The organism is Pseudomonas sp. TNT2022 ID642 (genome assembly GCF_028656995.1).
Taxonomy (GTDB): Bacteria; Pseudomonadota; Gammaproteobacteria; order Pseudomonadales; family Pseudomonadaceae; genus Aquipseudomonas.
Window position 1 is genome coordinate 122486 of the sequence record NZ_JAMDGW010000033.1, and the last position, 16715, is coordinate 139200.

The window sequence follows — 16715 nt, forward strand, 5'->3', positions numbered from 1 at the left end:
TTGTGATCCGCGAAAGAGATCGCAGCCTTCGGGGAGTGAAAGCGTGAGGCCGTCTAAACTGCTGTTGGTCTGGCTGACCGTGCTGCTGGTCATCAGTATGGTGCTGGGCACTTTGCGCGCACTGGAAATCAACATCCCGGCCAGCCTGATATCGATCAACTGGGGTCTGCTATTGGCGCTGTTGGCCCTGGCTATGCTTGATGCGCTGCGCCTGCAACGTCTGCCAACACCGCGCATCACCCGGCAGATGCCCGGCAGTCTGGCGCTTGGCCGTTGGGGTGAGGTGCGTCTGCAAGTCGAACATGACTTCACTGAACCGCTGCACATTGAACTGTTCGACCACCCGCCAGAAGGCCTGAGTTTCGAAAACCTGCCGCTGTCGATTGAACTGCAACCCGGCCAGCGCAGCCTGCTCGGCTATCGGCTGCGCCCGCTCAAACGTGGTCACTTCAGTTTCGTCCACTGCGAAATCAGCCTGCCCAGCCCTTTGGGATTATGGTCAGGCAAACGTCTGCTCAATGTCAGCGACCAGACCCGCGTCTACCCCGACTTCGCCCGGCTCTATGGCGGTGAACTGCTGGCGGTGGATAACTGGCTCAGCCAGCTCGGCGTACGCCAGCGGCAACGTCGCGGTCAGGGCCTGGAGTTTCATCAACTGCGCGAATTCCGTGAGGGCGACAGCCTGCGCCAGATCGACTGGAAAGCCACCGCGCGTCAACGCACACCCATTGCCCGCGAGTATCAGGACGAGCGCGACCAGCAGATAATCTTCCTGCTCGACTGCGGCCGACGCATGCGCAGCCAGGATGCTGAACTGTCGCACTTCGACCACGCGCTCAATGCCTGCCTGCTGCTCAGCTACGTGGCCCTGCGCCAGGGCGATGCGGTGGGCCTGAGTACGTTTGCCTGCGAACCGCCGCGCCATCTCGTGCCGGTCAAAGGCAGCGGGCAACTGAACGTGCTGCTCAACACGGTTTATGACCTCGACAGCACGCAACGCCCTGCCGATTATCAGGCCGCCGCCAATCAACTGCTGACGCGACAGAAACGCCGGGCATTGGTGGTGCTGGTGACCAACCTGCGCGATGAGGACGATGAAGAACTGCTGAGCGCGGTCAAGCGCCTGAGCGCACAGCATCGGGTGCTGGTCGCCAGCCTGCGCGAAGAAACGCTGGATACGTTACGTCAGACCAGGGTGCAAACACTGCCCGAAGCGTTGGCTTACTGCGGGACAGTGAATTACCTGAATGAGCGGGCAGAACTCCATGAGCGGTTGGGTGCTCATGGCGTTCCGGTGGTGGATGTCCGGCCCGCGGAGTTGGGAGCCGAACTGGTGACGCAGTATCTCAATTGGAAGAGAAGTGCGGCGCTTTGATCATCTCTCGATCCGCACGAGCACAGATCCGCTGCTCGAGGTCCCGTCAGGATTCTCGACTTTGACGTCAAGGGAAACGGTTTCCGACAGTTCCATCACCCTCCAGGAGGTTTCGTATTTACCGTTGCCATTTGTACTGGACTCAATGAATGGCCTCCCGTTAACGGAGACAAGAATTTTCCTTTTCGGCAGCGGCTCTCCAGAAGTCTTGTCTACGATCAACGCCGTCATGGTTACCCAGTCCATCACGAAAGCCGGATTCGGCGTAGCGACCACGGACTTCACGACCGCAGGACGTTCATTGACAGTCAACCCCAACGCTTTCACGTCCCAACCAGCCAAGCCGCCCTTTACCGACGCCCACAACGCAGCCTCACCTGCTGCGCCCAAGACAAAGCGCACCGTTGCCATGCCATCGGCATCCGTCAATGTTGCCGGTAAAGCGGCGTTGTCGTATTCCCACATCACTTCGACATTGGCCAGAGGCTCTCCGGTGTTGGCTGAAACCACCCAGGTCCGCGCTGTTATTTCCTGCCCGGGATAACCGGTCAAATCCTCACTGAGCAGTTCCTTGATTTCCCGAGGCTCGTGGAGGAAATACGGCACCGAAATCGACTCCGAATACTGCGCATCCCCCACGGTCGCCATCAGTTGCGCCGCTCCGGGAGTCTTGGGTACGAAACGGATCCGCGCCTCGCCGTAGAAGTTGGTGGTCGTCGTCACCTCGCCAAGATCCGGAGTGCGCCAGACAACATTCATCCCCGCCATCGGCCTGCCGCTGATAGCCGAAACAATGGTGATCTGCTCGGACACAGCCTCGCGCCAGAACAGCGTCTGACTAACCCGCGAACGCTCGGCAATTTTCACCACTTGCGCGCCTTCGCCCACCGACATTGCATTGACAGGTGACCATCGAGCCAGGCTTTCGCAGGCCAGAAACAAGCCGAAACTGCCGTTACGCTGGTCATCGACCGTGAAGTAATCGGTGAATCCCGTCTCGCCATGGAAAACCCTTGGCAAACCGAGTACTGGCTGAGCAAAGCGGATACCCAGTGCCTCAGGGCCGGTACCGACCATGCCCAACGTCAATTTGCGCCCGGACAAGAAGGTGTCACCCGGGGCGTTTACATCGATTCTATGGGTCAGTTTGCGACGCGCAAAACCGGTGTCCTGGCCGAAAGGCTGTGCCTGGCTGAAATCCATACTGAATTGCAATCGAGCCCAAGGATCGCTGGCCAGCGAACATATCTCCATCGAACGTGCATCAGTAGCATTGTCATACGGACTGGTCACAGAAACTTCAACCGTTGCATTGCCGTCCTTCGCTGCCTCATAGGCATAGCGAACCCATCCCTCTTCATCTGTAACATGCTCTTCAGTATTGCCGTTCACCGTCCACAGTGTTCGTGCTTGAACCATCCCGTCTTCCGAGAAGTCCGAACGGACCTTCGCCCACATCCATGCCGGGTCCTGACCCACGATCGGAAAAACGGCAGACTCACGCACGGTTTCAATGCTGAGTTTGTTGTGGCCCAAGTGCATTCTGGTGACATCCGTCGAGCCAGCCCCCGTCAAGAATTGCAGACCGAACGCCCCGCCCCCTCGACTATCTGAACAATCCAGTGTCCAGGTCATGCCACTTTCATCAATAACATTGTGGCTATGTGGAGGCGGGTCGAGAACGATGTCCAACTCTGACGCTGGAGTTCCGTGCCATTGCAAATCCATGGCAAGCCCCACCAGGGCACTCAGTGCGTTAGTTCTGAAAATATACCGGTGTACGGCACCCAGGCAGGGATACAGCAACTGACCTCGGTCGGTGCTCATATGATCCAGTTCCAGAGTGAATTCATCGTAAATGTCCGGTGAAACCAAGCGGCCGAGCAACTCTCGATCTTCCAGTGAATTGGTCAACAACCGCAGTCCGAACATGCTGCTGCGGCTCTTGGCGAATTCAGAACTCAGAGTCCAGATCAGCGGTTCATCTGCCCGCAATAACCTGGGCTCGCCAAGTTCACTCACCACCAGCCCGATGCCTGGTTCGTCGGTACCCCATGCCAACGTAATTTCCTGGTCGATAAGAGAACTGCCGGCGAGGGCAGTGACCACCAGGGAATGGGTGAGACCTCGTTTGCAGGCAACCCCTAGATCCTGGTTGATCAGACCACGATCAAATGTGATGTTGACCTTGTCTTTCCAAGAACTCCTGGCCATCGCGGTCACGCTGAATTCGCACTCATGCGGCTCAGCAAATTCATGGGCCAGGACCGTGGCGGTGATCGAATGAATCCCGGGCTCTCTGGTTTTAAACTTCAGGCTCCCCCAACCACCGCTTCCCGTCTGGCTGCGCAAGATGCCGTCGTCGGTTTGCCACTCGATCTTCGCATCGATCACCGGTTCGCCGTCGCCCTGATCGGTAACATGCACCACTTGCAATCGCAGGTAAGCACTGTCGTTCTCCTCCACCACCGGACTATTCTCGGCCTGGCGTACCTCTTTGATCCTGATCCTGTTGCGCGCCAGCGACATGCGCTTCCTGGGCGACGGCAACAACAGTTTCGAACAGACCAGTGACAATTCGAATATCCCGTCGCGCTGGTCTTCACAACTCAGCCTCCAGGATGCATTCTCCCCGCCATCGATCGGCACGGGCACTGCCGTTTCCAGAGATGGACTGACAACGACGCCCAGTTGCTCATGCCTGTCACCGTGCCAGTGCAGATAGAGGTCGCTGCCACGCAGAGGACTGTTTGCCGCCAGCCTTACATCAATGGAATGGGTAGAACCCCGGTTCGGATAACTGTTATCAATCCAGTTCCTGATTTCGTTGTTTTCAAGGACAGTCAAACTTGCCCACGGATCCTCGCCCAGTACCAGCACGTCAAACGTCTGAGTCCACACGCCCTGCTCGTAATAAAGGCTGACCACAGAGGCTTCAATAACGAAGTCCCCTGCAGCCTTCGCCTCATAATCGAAGTAGGCCCAACCTTGTTCATCAGTAACGGCAGCCGCCAACACCCGTTGCTCGGCGGTCGACCAGTTCACCGTAAGCCCGGCAAATGGCTGGCCGGTGTAGTACGACGCCACTTGCACACCCAAGCGAACACTTTGCTCAATCAACGGGTAGTAAGCGGCCTCGACCACCTCACGGAAAATCAGTCGGTGATGCCCTAGCGATACAGGGATCTCGTAGGCCTGCGCGGTGTAACGGTTGCGCAAACTCAGGGTGAATTCATATTCCTGTTCATCGATCAACGGGCAATCGAGCGTCCAAGGCACGTCCAGCAATTGCGGGGTGTCCCAAGCAGGCGTCGCGACAATCGCGCCCTGCGGGTTATTGTCGATGCTCAATGCAACCGGGGTGCCGTCCCAAGGGTTATCCGGCACAGGTACAAAACCGAGAACGTGGGGCGTGAACAATGCGTCGCTGCTGGCGCCCTGACACAGGTACACTTTGCGCAAGGGCAGGAAGGACATGCCGTCCAGCTTTATTTCCTGCAACTCAAGCGGGGCGAGTTTCAACTCGACTTTGACGCGGGTAACCCAGAGTTCGCCAAATGGACTCGAAGACTCTGTCGAGCTGCATATTTCGATGCGCAGCGGCTTTGAGCTTGAGATGTCCGATGTCAGTTCCACTTCATGCAGGGTCGGACTGAATCGCCTCTCTGGCCCTGATCCGATAGCCTCGCGCTGTGTCTGATCAGGTTTACCGGCGGGCTTGAGTTCGATGCGGTAGTGCTCAATTTCTCCCTGAGAAATCTTCACCCAACCTGATTGGCTGAAACTGCTTTCCCATAGAAAACTCAGCCAATAAGCACCCTTGCCATCGGGATCTCTGGGAAGGGTGACGTCCTGAGTGACACCCGTGCCCTTCGGCGCCTTGATGTGCTTGACAGGCGTGTTGTCGTAATACGCCGTGCCTATAGCAACCCTCCCCGTCCTTTCCCAACATTCGAACCCGTCTTCGAAATCACCGTTGCACACCAGGTTTTCATTCACCAGAACGACAGGATCATTCATGACTGCGCACTCCCTTGCCCTTGCCGGCCTGGCCCTGTTGCGCGGCATTGACCAACTCCTTCACCGAATCGGTAAACGACTGATCTCCGCTCTTGCACGTATAGCGAATGCGCAAGATGCAATCGTTCATCGAGCGCAGCATGGCCTCCTGCGCCGGCTCTTTATGCCATGGCCATTTCAGCTCCCAGGCAGACACCGCACCGGTATTTTCAAATGGAAAGAGCAAACCTTCATCTGGCTTCGCCGCCGCCATGCCGTTGTCGGCAATCCCCACCGACAGGGCGATCTGCTGGCCCGGACGCAAGTTGAACAGCACATCGGAAGGGGCCACTTCCCCAGGATCAGGATTATGCAAGTACTGCACTGACTGCACCGAAGCCCGGCTGGCGGTCATGCTGCCGACCTGCAACAAGGTCGCGCACACGTCCTCGAAAGGGCCTGTCAGCATTGGCAAATCGACTTCCACCGAACTGATCTGCCGGCAGTAATGTCCCGGGTAATCCCGATCGAACAGCAATTGCGTAAGTTTGAACTCCAGTGAGCCGGTCGTCTGCAATTGCGCCAATGCAGCCTCCCAACTACCAACGCTCTGAGGGTCTATTGCATCGTTGAACAGGCGACGCAAGGAGATGGTTTTTACCAGTTCAAGCCGTCGCTCGGTGCGCTGCAGGTACTCATACTCCATGCGCAGCAGAAACGCGCGCAGATGCTCGCCAGCGGTCAAACCATGGCGTTGATCCTGCCAGACCTGCGGCAAGGGAATATTGGAATCGTAATCGCCGGTTTCGGCATTCATCGCCCCTTGCGCGCTGAGGCACAGACTGACTACTGCGTCGTAAGCCTGATAGTGCAAGGCCTTGAGCTGGCCCAGCATCCAGCCGAACAATTCGGCATTGGTCGCGCGCTTTTTCAGATAGTTGTACATCGTCAACGCCTGAGCGTTAGCTCGCAGTGTTTGCGCGAGGTTGGTTCTGGCCGCATCGACAGCATGATTCTGAGCAACGATTTGCGCATCGATGGCGGCGATTTCTGCCAACGCCTGATCGCGTTGCAGTCCCCATTCATTGCGGCGACGGCGATAACCTTCGGTGGTGGCTTGCTTGTCTGCATCGATCTGCAACATCGACGAAGCGATTTCCAGGCCAAAACAGATGGCATCCGTAACTTTGTCGACCCGAAAACCACCGTTCGCCATACCGAAAATATTAGGCGCAGCCGCCACCGCTGCGCCTACCGGTTTGAGGATTTTGGCAGTCAGTGCCAGCTCTTTGGACTGGTCCAGGTTTGCCATGACCTGATATTCGACGGCCGATACGTTTTCGTCATAGCGGGATGCATAAGCATCCGCCCGTTCCCGCGCCACTGTTCGGCTCTGCTCAAGCGCCGTCATGCTCGCTTCCAACTGAGCGATGGATTGCTCCTGCACGGTTTTGGCGTAGTTGCCCAGCTCCACCAGATGGTTTTGCTGCAGCTCTTCCTGCTCGGCACGATCACGCCGCTCAAGCAGATTGAGTACCTGGCTGCCGTAATCCTGCAAGGCCTGCACCGCACGCAGGGCAACCTCGAAGATCGCGCGCCAGCGAAACGCAATCACCACAAGCCGTCCGCCCATCGGTCTGGCGCCACCGACACCACCTGCTGCCAGATCGCGCAGCAATTGGTTCGGGTCCGTCGGTGGGTTGAACAACGGCAGGAGCATGGGCTTGCCATCAATCGTCAGGTTGTTGCGCAGGTTGTTCATGCGGTACTGCGGTTCGTTGAACCAAGTGAACAACTCATCATTGATCGGTGCCCTGAACGGCGCACACCCCAACATGCCCAGCATGGGAGCCGAATCGGAGCCGGCCGGAACATCTGCCAGGCTGTAATTCAATGTCTGCTCGAAAGTTTCCAGTGCCGTACGCGTGCAACTTTGGGCCAGAAGGTTGCCCAGCGTCGCGGTCTGCCACAAGTTCACCGTTTGAGTCAGAGGCGGTTTGCCCATCAATGACGCCGCTTGCACATAGCACAACTTTGCCGCCACCAGACTTTCGCGGGTCAGTTGACGGTAATGCCAGTCCCCCCAGGCCATGAGGTTCTTCACATACTCGATGAACATCAGCAGCCTCAAATGCACAGGCGCTGAATATCCAATCGCATCCGGGTCGGCGGGCGCCACGGCTTCACAGCCGGCATTGCCCAGCTCGTTGATCAACGGTCGGCAGCGCCAGTAACTCGGTTTCTCGGGTACCGAACTGCTGTCGGCAGTAGCCCGGGGATCGAAGATGAAATGCAACCACGTCTGTGCTTCGGCAAACCGCTCTTCATCACGCAAGCGTGTCGCGATCAAATGCGGCAAATGGAAAAACAGCTCCCAGAAAAACAGCCCGTTGGCACCTTCGAAAGCGCCATTGCGCTCCTCGAAATCAACACCGGTAGGCGGCGGCTCGGACAGATGCTGGGAGTCCCAGTTAAGCAGAGTCGCTGGAGAGACAGTGGAGCGTGTGACCAACTCGGGGCCGAACAGCGAATTGAGCCGAACGTATTGCAGCGCCCAGCCAGCGCCAAGTCGAAAGTCGAGGAATTGGGCGGCATCCGTGGTGTTTTTCAGCAGCTTTGGCGGGAGGAAATCCGAGAGATCGGCAATCGTCAGGTCAAACTGTTTACCGCCAAAGCCTTCAGTATCATTCTTTAAAGTGAACCTGACGTTGTTCCACGTCCCTTTTGGTCGAGTGAAGGTCTCCAAGAACGCCATTGTCCAATCGCCGGCGATTGCAACGTCACTTTTCACAGGTTTAGGGTCGTTAACAGTTGCAAGTTCCAACTGCAAGGTAAACGCAGTCTTCCCGATGCCTGGTAACCCTGTTGACCTGCAAAAGCCCTCAACCGTCAGCACGTCGTTGTCACCCACGCGCATGGCGAAGACGTTCAAACCCAGAAAAGCCGCCATGGAGCCTGACGGTGACTCACTTGGGACCACCGTAACCTCAAGACCCAAGGGGTGCTGAACCGTCAAGGCAGAAACAAATCGTTCTTTCTTGGCCAGCTCCAGCCAGGTACCACTGTCTTCGACAACGGGACGCATCAGCACATCGATGATCGCGATCTCTTTCAAGGCACCTGTGCCGGTTTTTTCATTGTCCAGCAATACCCCGAGCCTGCCTTTGGGATTCGGAGAGTCGACCCTTACGGTTGCAATCAAGCGGGCACCTGCAGAGAGATCCTCATCAAACTCGCTATGGCGTAAATTCAAAGGCGCTGACCACTGGCCGTTCTGCCTCAAGAAGGCCAAATTGATATCCAGTTGATGGGGCACGAATCGGGATCTGTCGTCCTTATCGGGATCCGGAGGATCGGCTTTGATGATCTCGCCGACCTTGTCCCGCCACTCCGCCCAGACCAGACACAGCCGGCCGTTCCAGACCACCGGACGCATGTCCAGCACCCGCCCGGCGGGTTGAATGTCCACCGTTTTCCATTCACTCCACGCCGCCGGGTTGACGGCGAGGCAAGTGGGCGTGATCTCGATTTGCGCCTTGCGCCAGAAGTACTGGAATGGCGGCACCCGCTGACGCCCGACAAAATAATAATCGGCGCGCTCAGGGGTTGTGCCGTCCATGTAGCCACTGACGACATCCAGATCGCAGATCTGCTCGAAGGCTTGCAAGTAATCCTGCAACGCTGCCTGAACCGAATCGGTACTCAGACGGGCTTGGTTGAGATTGTTTTCAAGGGTCTTGAACAGATCAGTCTTGCGCTGACGCACAAACGGATTGATGTAGTTTTCCGGGTAGAGCGCGATCATCTGCACCGCTGCCCAGTCCGAGTAGTTGTTGTACAGCGCCCAGTTTTCCAGCTGTTCAGGGGGAAACTCGTGGTTTTCGAAACCGGGCTCCATTTTGTTGTACACCGCACTGATGTATTGCTGTGCACAACTGATCGCTTCGGCCACCCCCGACGTCTGCACTCGAGCACTGTCCAGCGGATCGATGCGCAGCAATTCGAACACGTCCTCCGGGGTCTGCAAGGGCGGGTAACGCTCCGCCCTTACTTGCCCAATGCAATACTCAAGCAACGCGGCACGACGTTTTTCCTGCAACAGACCAATATTGTTCGATGTCATGATCCTTGCTCCGTGGAAGAGGTTCCCGCGTCACTGTCGGAAGGCGGTGCCGCTTGTTCAAGTGAGTGGCTGCGGCCTTGCGTTTCCCCAAACCTGATGGGTTCGAAGAGAGCCCCCTGCCCGCTTGCCAGGCTGCGTATACCGACTTCGAATGCACCGCTGAAATCGCTGGTGATATAAACCTTGGATTCACCTTTCTGATTGGTGAAACCCTGTGCCGGGCGGATCGTTGGCCTTTCTTCGGGATCTGTGCCCTCTTCCCAGGCCCAGTCCACCAGCATGTTGGCCCCAAGGTTTCCGTACTGGTCCACCATCGTGGCGTAGAGTGTGATTTCCTGACCAAGCGGCACGACCTCTGTTGGCACCGGAGACATGTGCAATGTCGGGAAACTCATGCTGCTCGCGTCGGCGATGACGTCGATGCTCACTGCCCACTCAGGCTCGAGCAGGCTCATGGAGAAATAAAGGTTGTCCGTGCCCAAGACTTTGCCCGGAGAATACTCAGCCTCAAGGACTCCGTTGGTATCGGTGATACCCGACCTGATGGTCCCTAGCTCGGAGTGCCAGTCAACCGCGACACCTTTCAACGCTGCACCCTGGGCGTCGGTGAGCGTCATTGTAATGATCGCTTTCTCGCCTGGTTTACGAGCGAAGACTTCCGTAGGCTCTACGGCGCAAGTCATCCTGACCAACCGCTTCAATTCGCCCGGTGTTTGCACGACCGGCACACGCGTCTGGGTCTGACTCAGTAAAGCCAGTTCAGCCGCCTGGGCATAGACCTCACTGGCATCGGTTGACTCCGGCAAGGTACCGATCCGCAAAATGGTCCGGGCATCCATACCGGTCTGCATCGACAACTGGTAAACGCGCATCAGCAGATCCAGTTGTTCCAGGGTTTTCAACACTTGGGTTTCAGGATCGATATGGCGAACACATTCGCTGACTTCCTGCGCGCTCCAGGCAAAGAATTCAGCCAGTTTGATGGCCGCTGCCTGCTGCACCACGCGTAATGCATCGGCGCTGAGCCTGGACGGTAGCGAATGGACCTGACGCAGATAGTCCAGCAATTTCTGCTCCGGCTGTTCACTCAAGCTGAACGCGCGGGCCAGCGTGGTCATTGCGTAAAGTATGCGCACCGAGAACACAAATTTTTGAGAGGGATCGATGATGGTGACTTGGTCGACCCACACCCCATATCCATAATCCAGATAATCCCGGACCAGGACCGCACTCAAACCCAGCATTGAAACGACTTCGGCGCGCTGGCGCACAACAGCCAGCAATTCGAGTAACGAATCTGAAGGTTCGTCGCGTCTGCGCTCCGTCGCTGGCGATTCGAGGGCGGTGCGGTCATACACTTGGCGCAACAGTTGGTACACAGAAGCATCGACCCAGTTCAGCACCAGAATGGCCAATTCGCCCTCGATGCCGGCGTAGACCGCCAGCGACTCTCTGACCAGCGACACCTGAGCGTCTCTGACCTGCAGAAGAACGGTGAGCATGATCTCGGCCAAGGCGCTGACCTGGGTTTCCTCAATGTCCAGGCCGTTTCTGACGGCCCATTCGAGCTTCTCGCGGGCAAAGGCCAAATAGTCTTCCGGCGTCATGGCAGTGGCCAGTACCAGGCCATTGACATCGACAACCGGCGCCAGCTCTTTACTTTCAATCGACAGTAAATCCAGCCAGTCGCTTTCTCCGGCCGGCGGAATACCGGCGACGAGAAAAGAACTATTGGACAACCGCGCGCTGTTCAGGAGGGTGCCGATCTTGTCGAAGAACTCCTGATCCTGCTGGGAGAACTCGCTCAGACGCAGTGGTGCACTCACGTGCTGCAACATCCACAGCACCGATATGTTGCTTTGCTCGCACCATTGCACACAGGCCTGCATGGCTTCGATCAGGCTCAGTACGCCCGGAATGTCAGCCGTGTCTTCGTTACCGCTGTGCTCATCCACCAGGCTGACAATACGTGGCTGGCCCGCCAGCCCGTTGAGCCAGGTTTCTCCCCCCAGCACACTGAGCATCAACACGCCTTCGACCGGCGTGATATTCAACAGCCGGGGCAGTTTTACCAAACGGTAAAAACTGGAAATGACCGCCGAACTGCGCTCCAGAGTATCGGTAAAATCATGAGCCTGGGCTATCGCTAACGCCAGGTAGTGGTAGGTCTGAAGATCAATGCCCAAACCACTGCATAGCTGGCTGACCGTCAGATTGTCTTGATCCGATGCCGGTATCAGCGCAAACGCTTTGCCGTCGAGTTTCAGCGGCTTGCGATAATTGTCCTGATTGTTGAAGACCTGATCGAACTGCGACAGTGCATCACCGCGACCGTACAGTGACAGCTCATCGAGGAACACGGCGAAATCCGCTGCCGTGCAGTTGTAGCGTTCACGCAGTCGCTGAAACAGACCCAATGCATGGATCACGTTTACCGAAATCGCCCACACCTCAGGTTTATCGGCACCACGTGCTTCAGCCCTGATCGCCGCCACCAACAAGGCGTCAGTCTGCTCAGGAGGCAGATTCAGCCATTTGTCCAGGCGTAACTTGCGGTTGAGCCGATCAAATGTATTCAAGCCTTTTGGGGTATTGGGATTAACGATTATCCGATGAAGATTATTCCCTGACTGCGGGGTGATACCGATAGCGGGGTGAGCGTTACCATTGATGTAAACCGAGCCGGATCGGCCGCCTTCCGGGACGTCGGGCTTACTGGGGTAATCCACATTGGCCGAACGCCGCGGCGCGTAGTCCCCAACCGAAAAAAGACTTGTAACCTCCTCGGCCACAAGATTTGTACGTTGAGCCAGATAAAATATCTGATTGAGATTCATAAACTCAAAGTCTTCGGTGCCAAAGTTGTCCAGATAGAACTGATACATACACTCGGAATGTTTGTACTCCTCAGTCAACAACCGCTGCTGGTACGGGCCAAGCCGAGAGGCATGAGCCAGGGCAGCAGCGGCAAGCCTGGTCAGGGACCCGGAGTGCAAGAAGTTGGGGAATTTCTCGTCAACGATGTTGGCAAAATCCCCCACTGATCGTCCGTTGAAACCCGCAACCCCATCAACCGTGACCCAGTGCTGGTAATACGGCAGACCGTTGGGATAGCGAGCTTCGATCAATGCCTGTTCAGTTGGAACCGTCGTGTTCGCGGCGATGAACGCCTGTAGCACGCGTACGATCACGTCGACTGATGACTCCGGCGCGTTAACCGTTTTACTGTCGACCGTCAACGTCATCAAATCCGTGCGACGCTCATGCAACGGTAGCTGGGTGTCGTCACCAACGGATTCGATCAAGTCGCGAATCAAGCGATACAAGAAGACGAGATACGCCGAAGGCCCGAACATGGACTCCAGAGAATCCGAGGGGCACTTGGCACTCAATTGCAGATTGAATATTCGCTCCAGTTGCGGCCCGTCAATGAGCGACATCAAACCACTGGACGGTCCTGTCGACCCGGCTTTGTCCCCCTGCACATGATGTTCAATAAACCGACGCCGCACATAGGTCGCCAGACTGTTGGCCCGGCGTAAAAAGCGCCGGGCCTCTTGCTGCTCAAGTCCGTACTCGCCGACCAGCACCGCAAGACCCTTTTCGACCAGAGGGAAAAACGATCCCCCCTGCTCAACGTAACTCCAGAGCTTCGAAAGCCGGTTTTGCGCAGTGGTCGGTTGCTCACCAAACAGTTGAATGAACAACTGCGCAGCGGGACGGAGTGAATCAGCCATGGTCACATTCCTTGAGTCGATAACTGGCCCGGGCCGCCTGACTGTTGTATCAGGCGGACCCAGCGTTGCATAAGGATTTAGCGCTTCAACGCAGCAGCTGCCAACTGTCAGAAATGACAGGTTTTGTGACCGCTCATCGGAAATTTACAACCGCGGTTTGTCCGCCGGCGCTGATTCGATTTCAAACCGCTCGCTGACGATCCAGTCAGAACCCACCGGATCGCTGTCGCTGGGTTGCAGCTTGAAACGACACCAGTTGCCACCCAACGGTAGCGCTTGGTCAGACAGACATTGCCAGTCCGGGTCGACCTGAATCGACGCTACCCATGTCTTGTCCGGGTTGAACGGGTCGACCAGAACACCGACGCCCTGACGCCCCTTGCCGGCAAACAGCACCGGGTTGCTGACCCAGCGTCCCGGCGCTGGTATCTCAATGCTGGGCATATAAGTTGCCAGTTGAACCGTGCGTTTCGCGCTATCGGATGCAAACCCTTCGTAAGCCGCCACCACTTCCAGTTCATGATTGCCTTCGTCTTGCCCAGGCTCCAGCGTTACCGACCACGTCCGGTTTTCCCGCACCTCGGCGCTTGCCTGGTCGCTACCCAGCGTCACGGTCACGGTGTCGCCGGGCGTCGCGAAACCCGACACCACGACCCGTCGGCCGACATGGTCATCGGCAGTCGGGGTTTCGATAAACGGAACCGCCGGCACGACCTTGTAACGCAAACGCTCATTGGGCTGTGAGCGCTGCGGAACGCCATTGTGGACGAAGGTTTGAAAGGCCCAGATGGTTGTATTTCCCACCGGCAAACTCACTTCGGCTTCCCAGTTGTCTGACGCGTTCACCTCGATAGCCGTCAGCAATGGCTCGGTAGCACCCTGCAACCAGACCTCCACCCACGCGCCAGGTATGCCAGTGCCAGCAATCTTCGAGGTGCGCGGCGCTTTCCCGCCTGGGATCGGCGTCGTGAATCGAGGCGGCGGCACCACCTTGAGTTCGTGCTCAGCGCTGTTGGTCGACTCTCGCCCGTTAAGTGTCTGTTGCGCGTGGAGGAAATAATGCCTCAGCTCCAGATCGCGTAGTTCGATCGACCATTTGCCCTCCTCAAGCAACTCGATCGGAGCACCCAGCGTTCCTCCCATCTGGCTGTCATGCAATTGCATCATCGCGCCCTGCATGCCGTTATCACCTTCAATGGTGACGTCGTCCCCCACTTCTGTGCCGGATGCCGGCGCAACAATGAGCGGTTGCAACATGACTCTGTGGACAGTGAAGGTTTTCGATGTCAACGCTGAAGGGAGATCGACAACGATCTGGGTAACGCTGACGCGGTGAAGGACACCTGGTTCAAACGTTTTGGCTCGCTGAAACGTCCAGCGTTCACCCTCCACATCCGCTTCGTACTCCATGTCGTCGTCGCTGAACCGGAGCTTCACCAGCGCTTCAGACCAGCAAGCGCCGCTGAATATCGGCTCCAGCCCCTCTTCGGCAGGATCGTCCAGGCCTGGCGCCAGCGGTGGAATCGTGACGTACAGGATGAAAGGACGTTGCGAGGGATGGTCTCCCAGATGCTGTGTAATGCGGACTTCCCGCTTGTTGGTTGGCCCCCACTCCACCAATGCAGGCGTCGACCATTGGCCATTCACGACCCCTACACTTCGCGCAACCTCTTGTGCATCGGGATATCTGAGCGAGACGGTGGCGCCTGTGTAACCTTCACCACTGAAGACCGGTAGATACTCCTCGGTGTAGCTCGCCTCGGTGATATCCGGCATGTCGTGGTGGACGATGAACTCAAGAGGCTGCGATTCGATCCAGTCACTGGCGTTGTCGGCGATCTTTTGAATCACCGTCACATCGTAGCTGCCCAGAGGCCAGACAACCGGGGCGGTTTCCCAATGGCCCAGCCCATCGACGCGGATGTTGGGAGGCAAAGGCAGCGAGCCGTCGCGGGCAGAGAACTGGATTTCGGTGGAGAGGTTTTGATCGAAATGGCCGGTGCCGGAGAACTTCAAGCTTGTATGCGGGAGAAAGGTGACCTCAGGTTTTTCCAGCTTTGGAGGGCGGATTCGGAAAGCACGCGCCTCGCCGCGACCAGAGGGAACCCCGCCGACTATCTGTTCGGCTACAAGGCTGACCGGTCCTGGCAGCAAGTCGGTGACAGAGACATTCCACACTTTGCCTCCCTGTGACACCGTACCCGACCCGACCAGCGAATCCGTCAGGTCCACATATACCTCGACCCGTGCACCGCTCTGGCCATTACCACCCTCCAATCGGAAAGATTGATTCTGTACAGTCAGAGGCTGTGGGCTTGTGATTACTGGCGACAGCCGAACATTGAAAGAGACAATTTCTGTATAAAAATCCGCAGCACCTGACATTTTTAGCTGCGCTTTGACAGACATGGCTCCATTAGTGGGAAGTCTCGTCATCGGAGCCTGCCAGGTTCTCGACTCCCCGATGTTTACCGAAGCGCTCCACTCCTCATTATGGTTTGAAGCGCTGACCACTCTAACCGTGCTTCCAGGCGCACCCATCCCTTTGAATATGACCTCATCAGGCAATAAAGCTGATCCAGCGACTGGCTCGGTAATTCGAGCTCGAAAAAGCGTCGTAAACGGTGTTTTGTCGGATTCAAAACCGATGATTTGCTGATATGCCTGAATACTTATGGAATTTTGCTCGTCGTCAACCTTAACAGGCACAGACCAGCGACCATGACTGTTGAGAGGCAAGAGTGTGGAAGTTCCATCACCATGGTCAAGTATCAGGGTGTAGCGGGCTATGCCGTTGCCACCTGCCACATTAAAAGTCGAGGAGGCAAAGTTAGGAACATTATCCAAAGTCGGGGTGGCTGGCTTAAAACGTTTAACAACATATGTTTTTAATGTTGGATCTTTTTCATCATCAACATCATAAATATAATCGAAGCCGATCGTGACATCGCGCCCAAAAGCTGCAACACCATGCCCATAAGACAATTCGTGCCAATTACCATCCTGCCAAGCATTGCTCGTCAACTCTATGACGTCCCCCTCACCGCTTATAAAAGAGGTATAAAAAAGAATGTTCCCCTCCTTTCGGCCATTATTTCTAGCCCTGTAATGTGTGACATAACACGAAAAACTGGCACCTTCTTCTGAGTATTTATATTTAATTCGAAGTTCTGCCCATAATAATCCCGTTGCTGCGCGAAGATCCTCAAAAATAAATTCCGGTTCTTCCAGTTGCTCTGTAACGACATAACTTGCTTCGGTAGAAGATGGCCCAGCAATGCATAGACCTTCAACCCGATCCCCCTGGTGGTTTGATCCATCATGACCTTGCTCTTCGATACCACCGTCTTTGGTGTCCATGGCTTGCTCCATGTCATTGCGAGGGCTGGATACTGGTTGAATCATTGAATACGCACGTGTCCCGACTGCGCACCTGTAAGATCTGACAGTCCCGACGAGCGGTAGCTCTTCTCCTGCAGTG

At 56.4% G+C, this 16715-nt stretch carries 5 protein-coding genes; 1 reads left to right on the forward strand and 4 read right to left on the reverse strand.

The genetic code is table 11. The features are described from left to right. The first annotated feature begins 43 nt into the window (after positions 1–43). A complete protein-coding gene (locus M5G26_RS25680; protein WP_273916813.1) occupies positions 44–1375 on the forward strand; it encodes a DUF58 domain-containing protein in 1332 nt (443 codons plus the stop codon). Here M5G26_RS25680 and M5G26_RS25685 read toward each other — a convergent pair whose 3' ends face one another. From M5G26_RS25685 to M5G26_RS25700, 4 genes are all read right to left on the reverse strand, one after another. Further along, a complete protein-coding gene (locus M5G26_RS25685) occupies positions 1376–5395 on the reverse strand; it encodes a hypothetical protein (RefSeq protein ID WP_273916814.1) in 4020 nt (1339 codons plus the stop codon). Beyond that, positions 5388–9497 carry a neuraminidase-like domain-containing protein gene (locus tag M5G26_RS25690; protein ID WP_273916815.1) on the reverse strand — a complete coding sequence of 1370 codons (4110 nt, stop codon included), beginning with the start codon at positions 9495–9497 and terminating at the stop codon, positions 5388–5390. Before M5G26_RS25690 ends, M5G26_RS25685 begins: the two co-directional genes overlap by 8 nt. After that, entirely contained in the window at positions 9494–13234 is a 3741-nt protein-coding gene (locus tag M5G26_RS25695; protein ID WP_273916816.1) for a Tc toxin subunit A, read from the reverse strand. Before M5G26_RS25695 ends, M5G26_RS25690 begins: the two co-directional genes overlap by 4 nt. 144 nt (positions 13235–13378) lie before the next feature. Beyond that, complete coding sequence (locus M5G26_RS25700; RefSeq protein WP_273916817.1) at positions 13379–16594, reverse strand: hypothetical protein; 3216 nt, start codon at positions 16592–16594, stop codon at positions 13379–13381. Positions 16595–16715: the final 121 nt, after the last annotated feature.

What these genes read in the sequence shown, in the direction of transcription:
- M5G26_RS25685 (WP_273916814.1), bottom strand. Translation starts at nt 5,395, where the DNA reads ATGAATGATCCTGTCGTTCTGGTGAATGAAAACCTGGTGTGCAACGGT.
- M5G26_RS25690 (WP_273916815.1), bottom strand. Translation starts at nt 9,497, where the DNA reads ATGACATCGAACAATATTGGTCTGTTGCAGGAAAAACGTCGTGCCGCG.
- M5G26_RS25695 (WP_273916816.1), bottom strand. Translation starts at nt 13,234, where the DNA reads ATGGCTGATTCACTCCGTCCCGCTGCGCAGTTGTTCATTCAACTGTTT.
- M5G26_RS25700 (WP_273916817.1), bottom strand. Translation starts at nt 16,594, where the DNA reads ATGGACACCAAAGACGGTGGTATCGAAGAGCAAGGTCATGATGGATCA.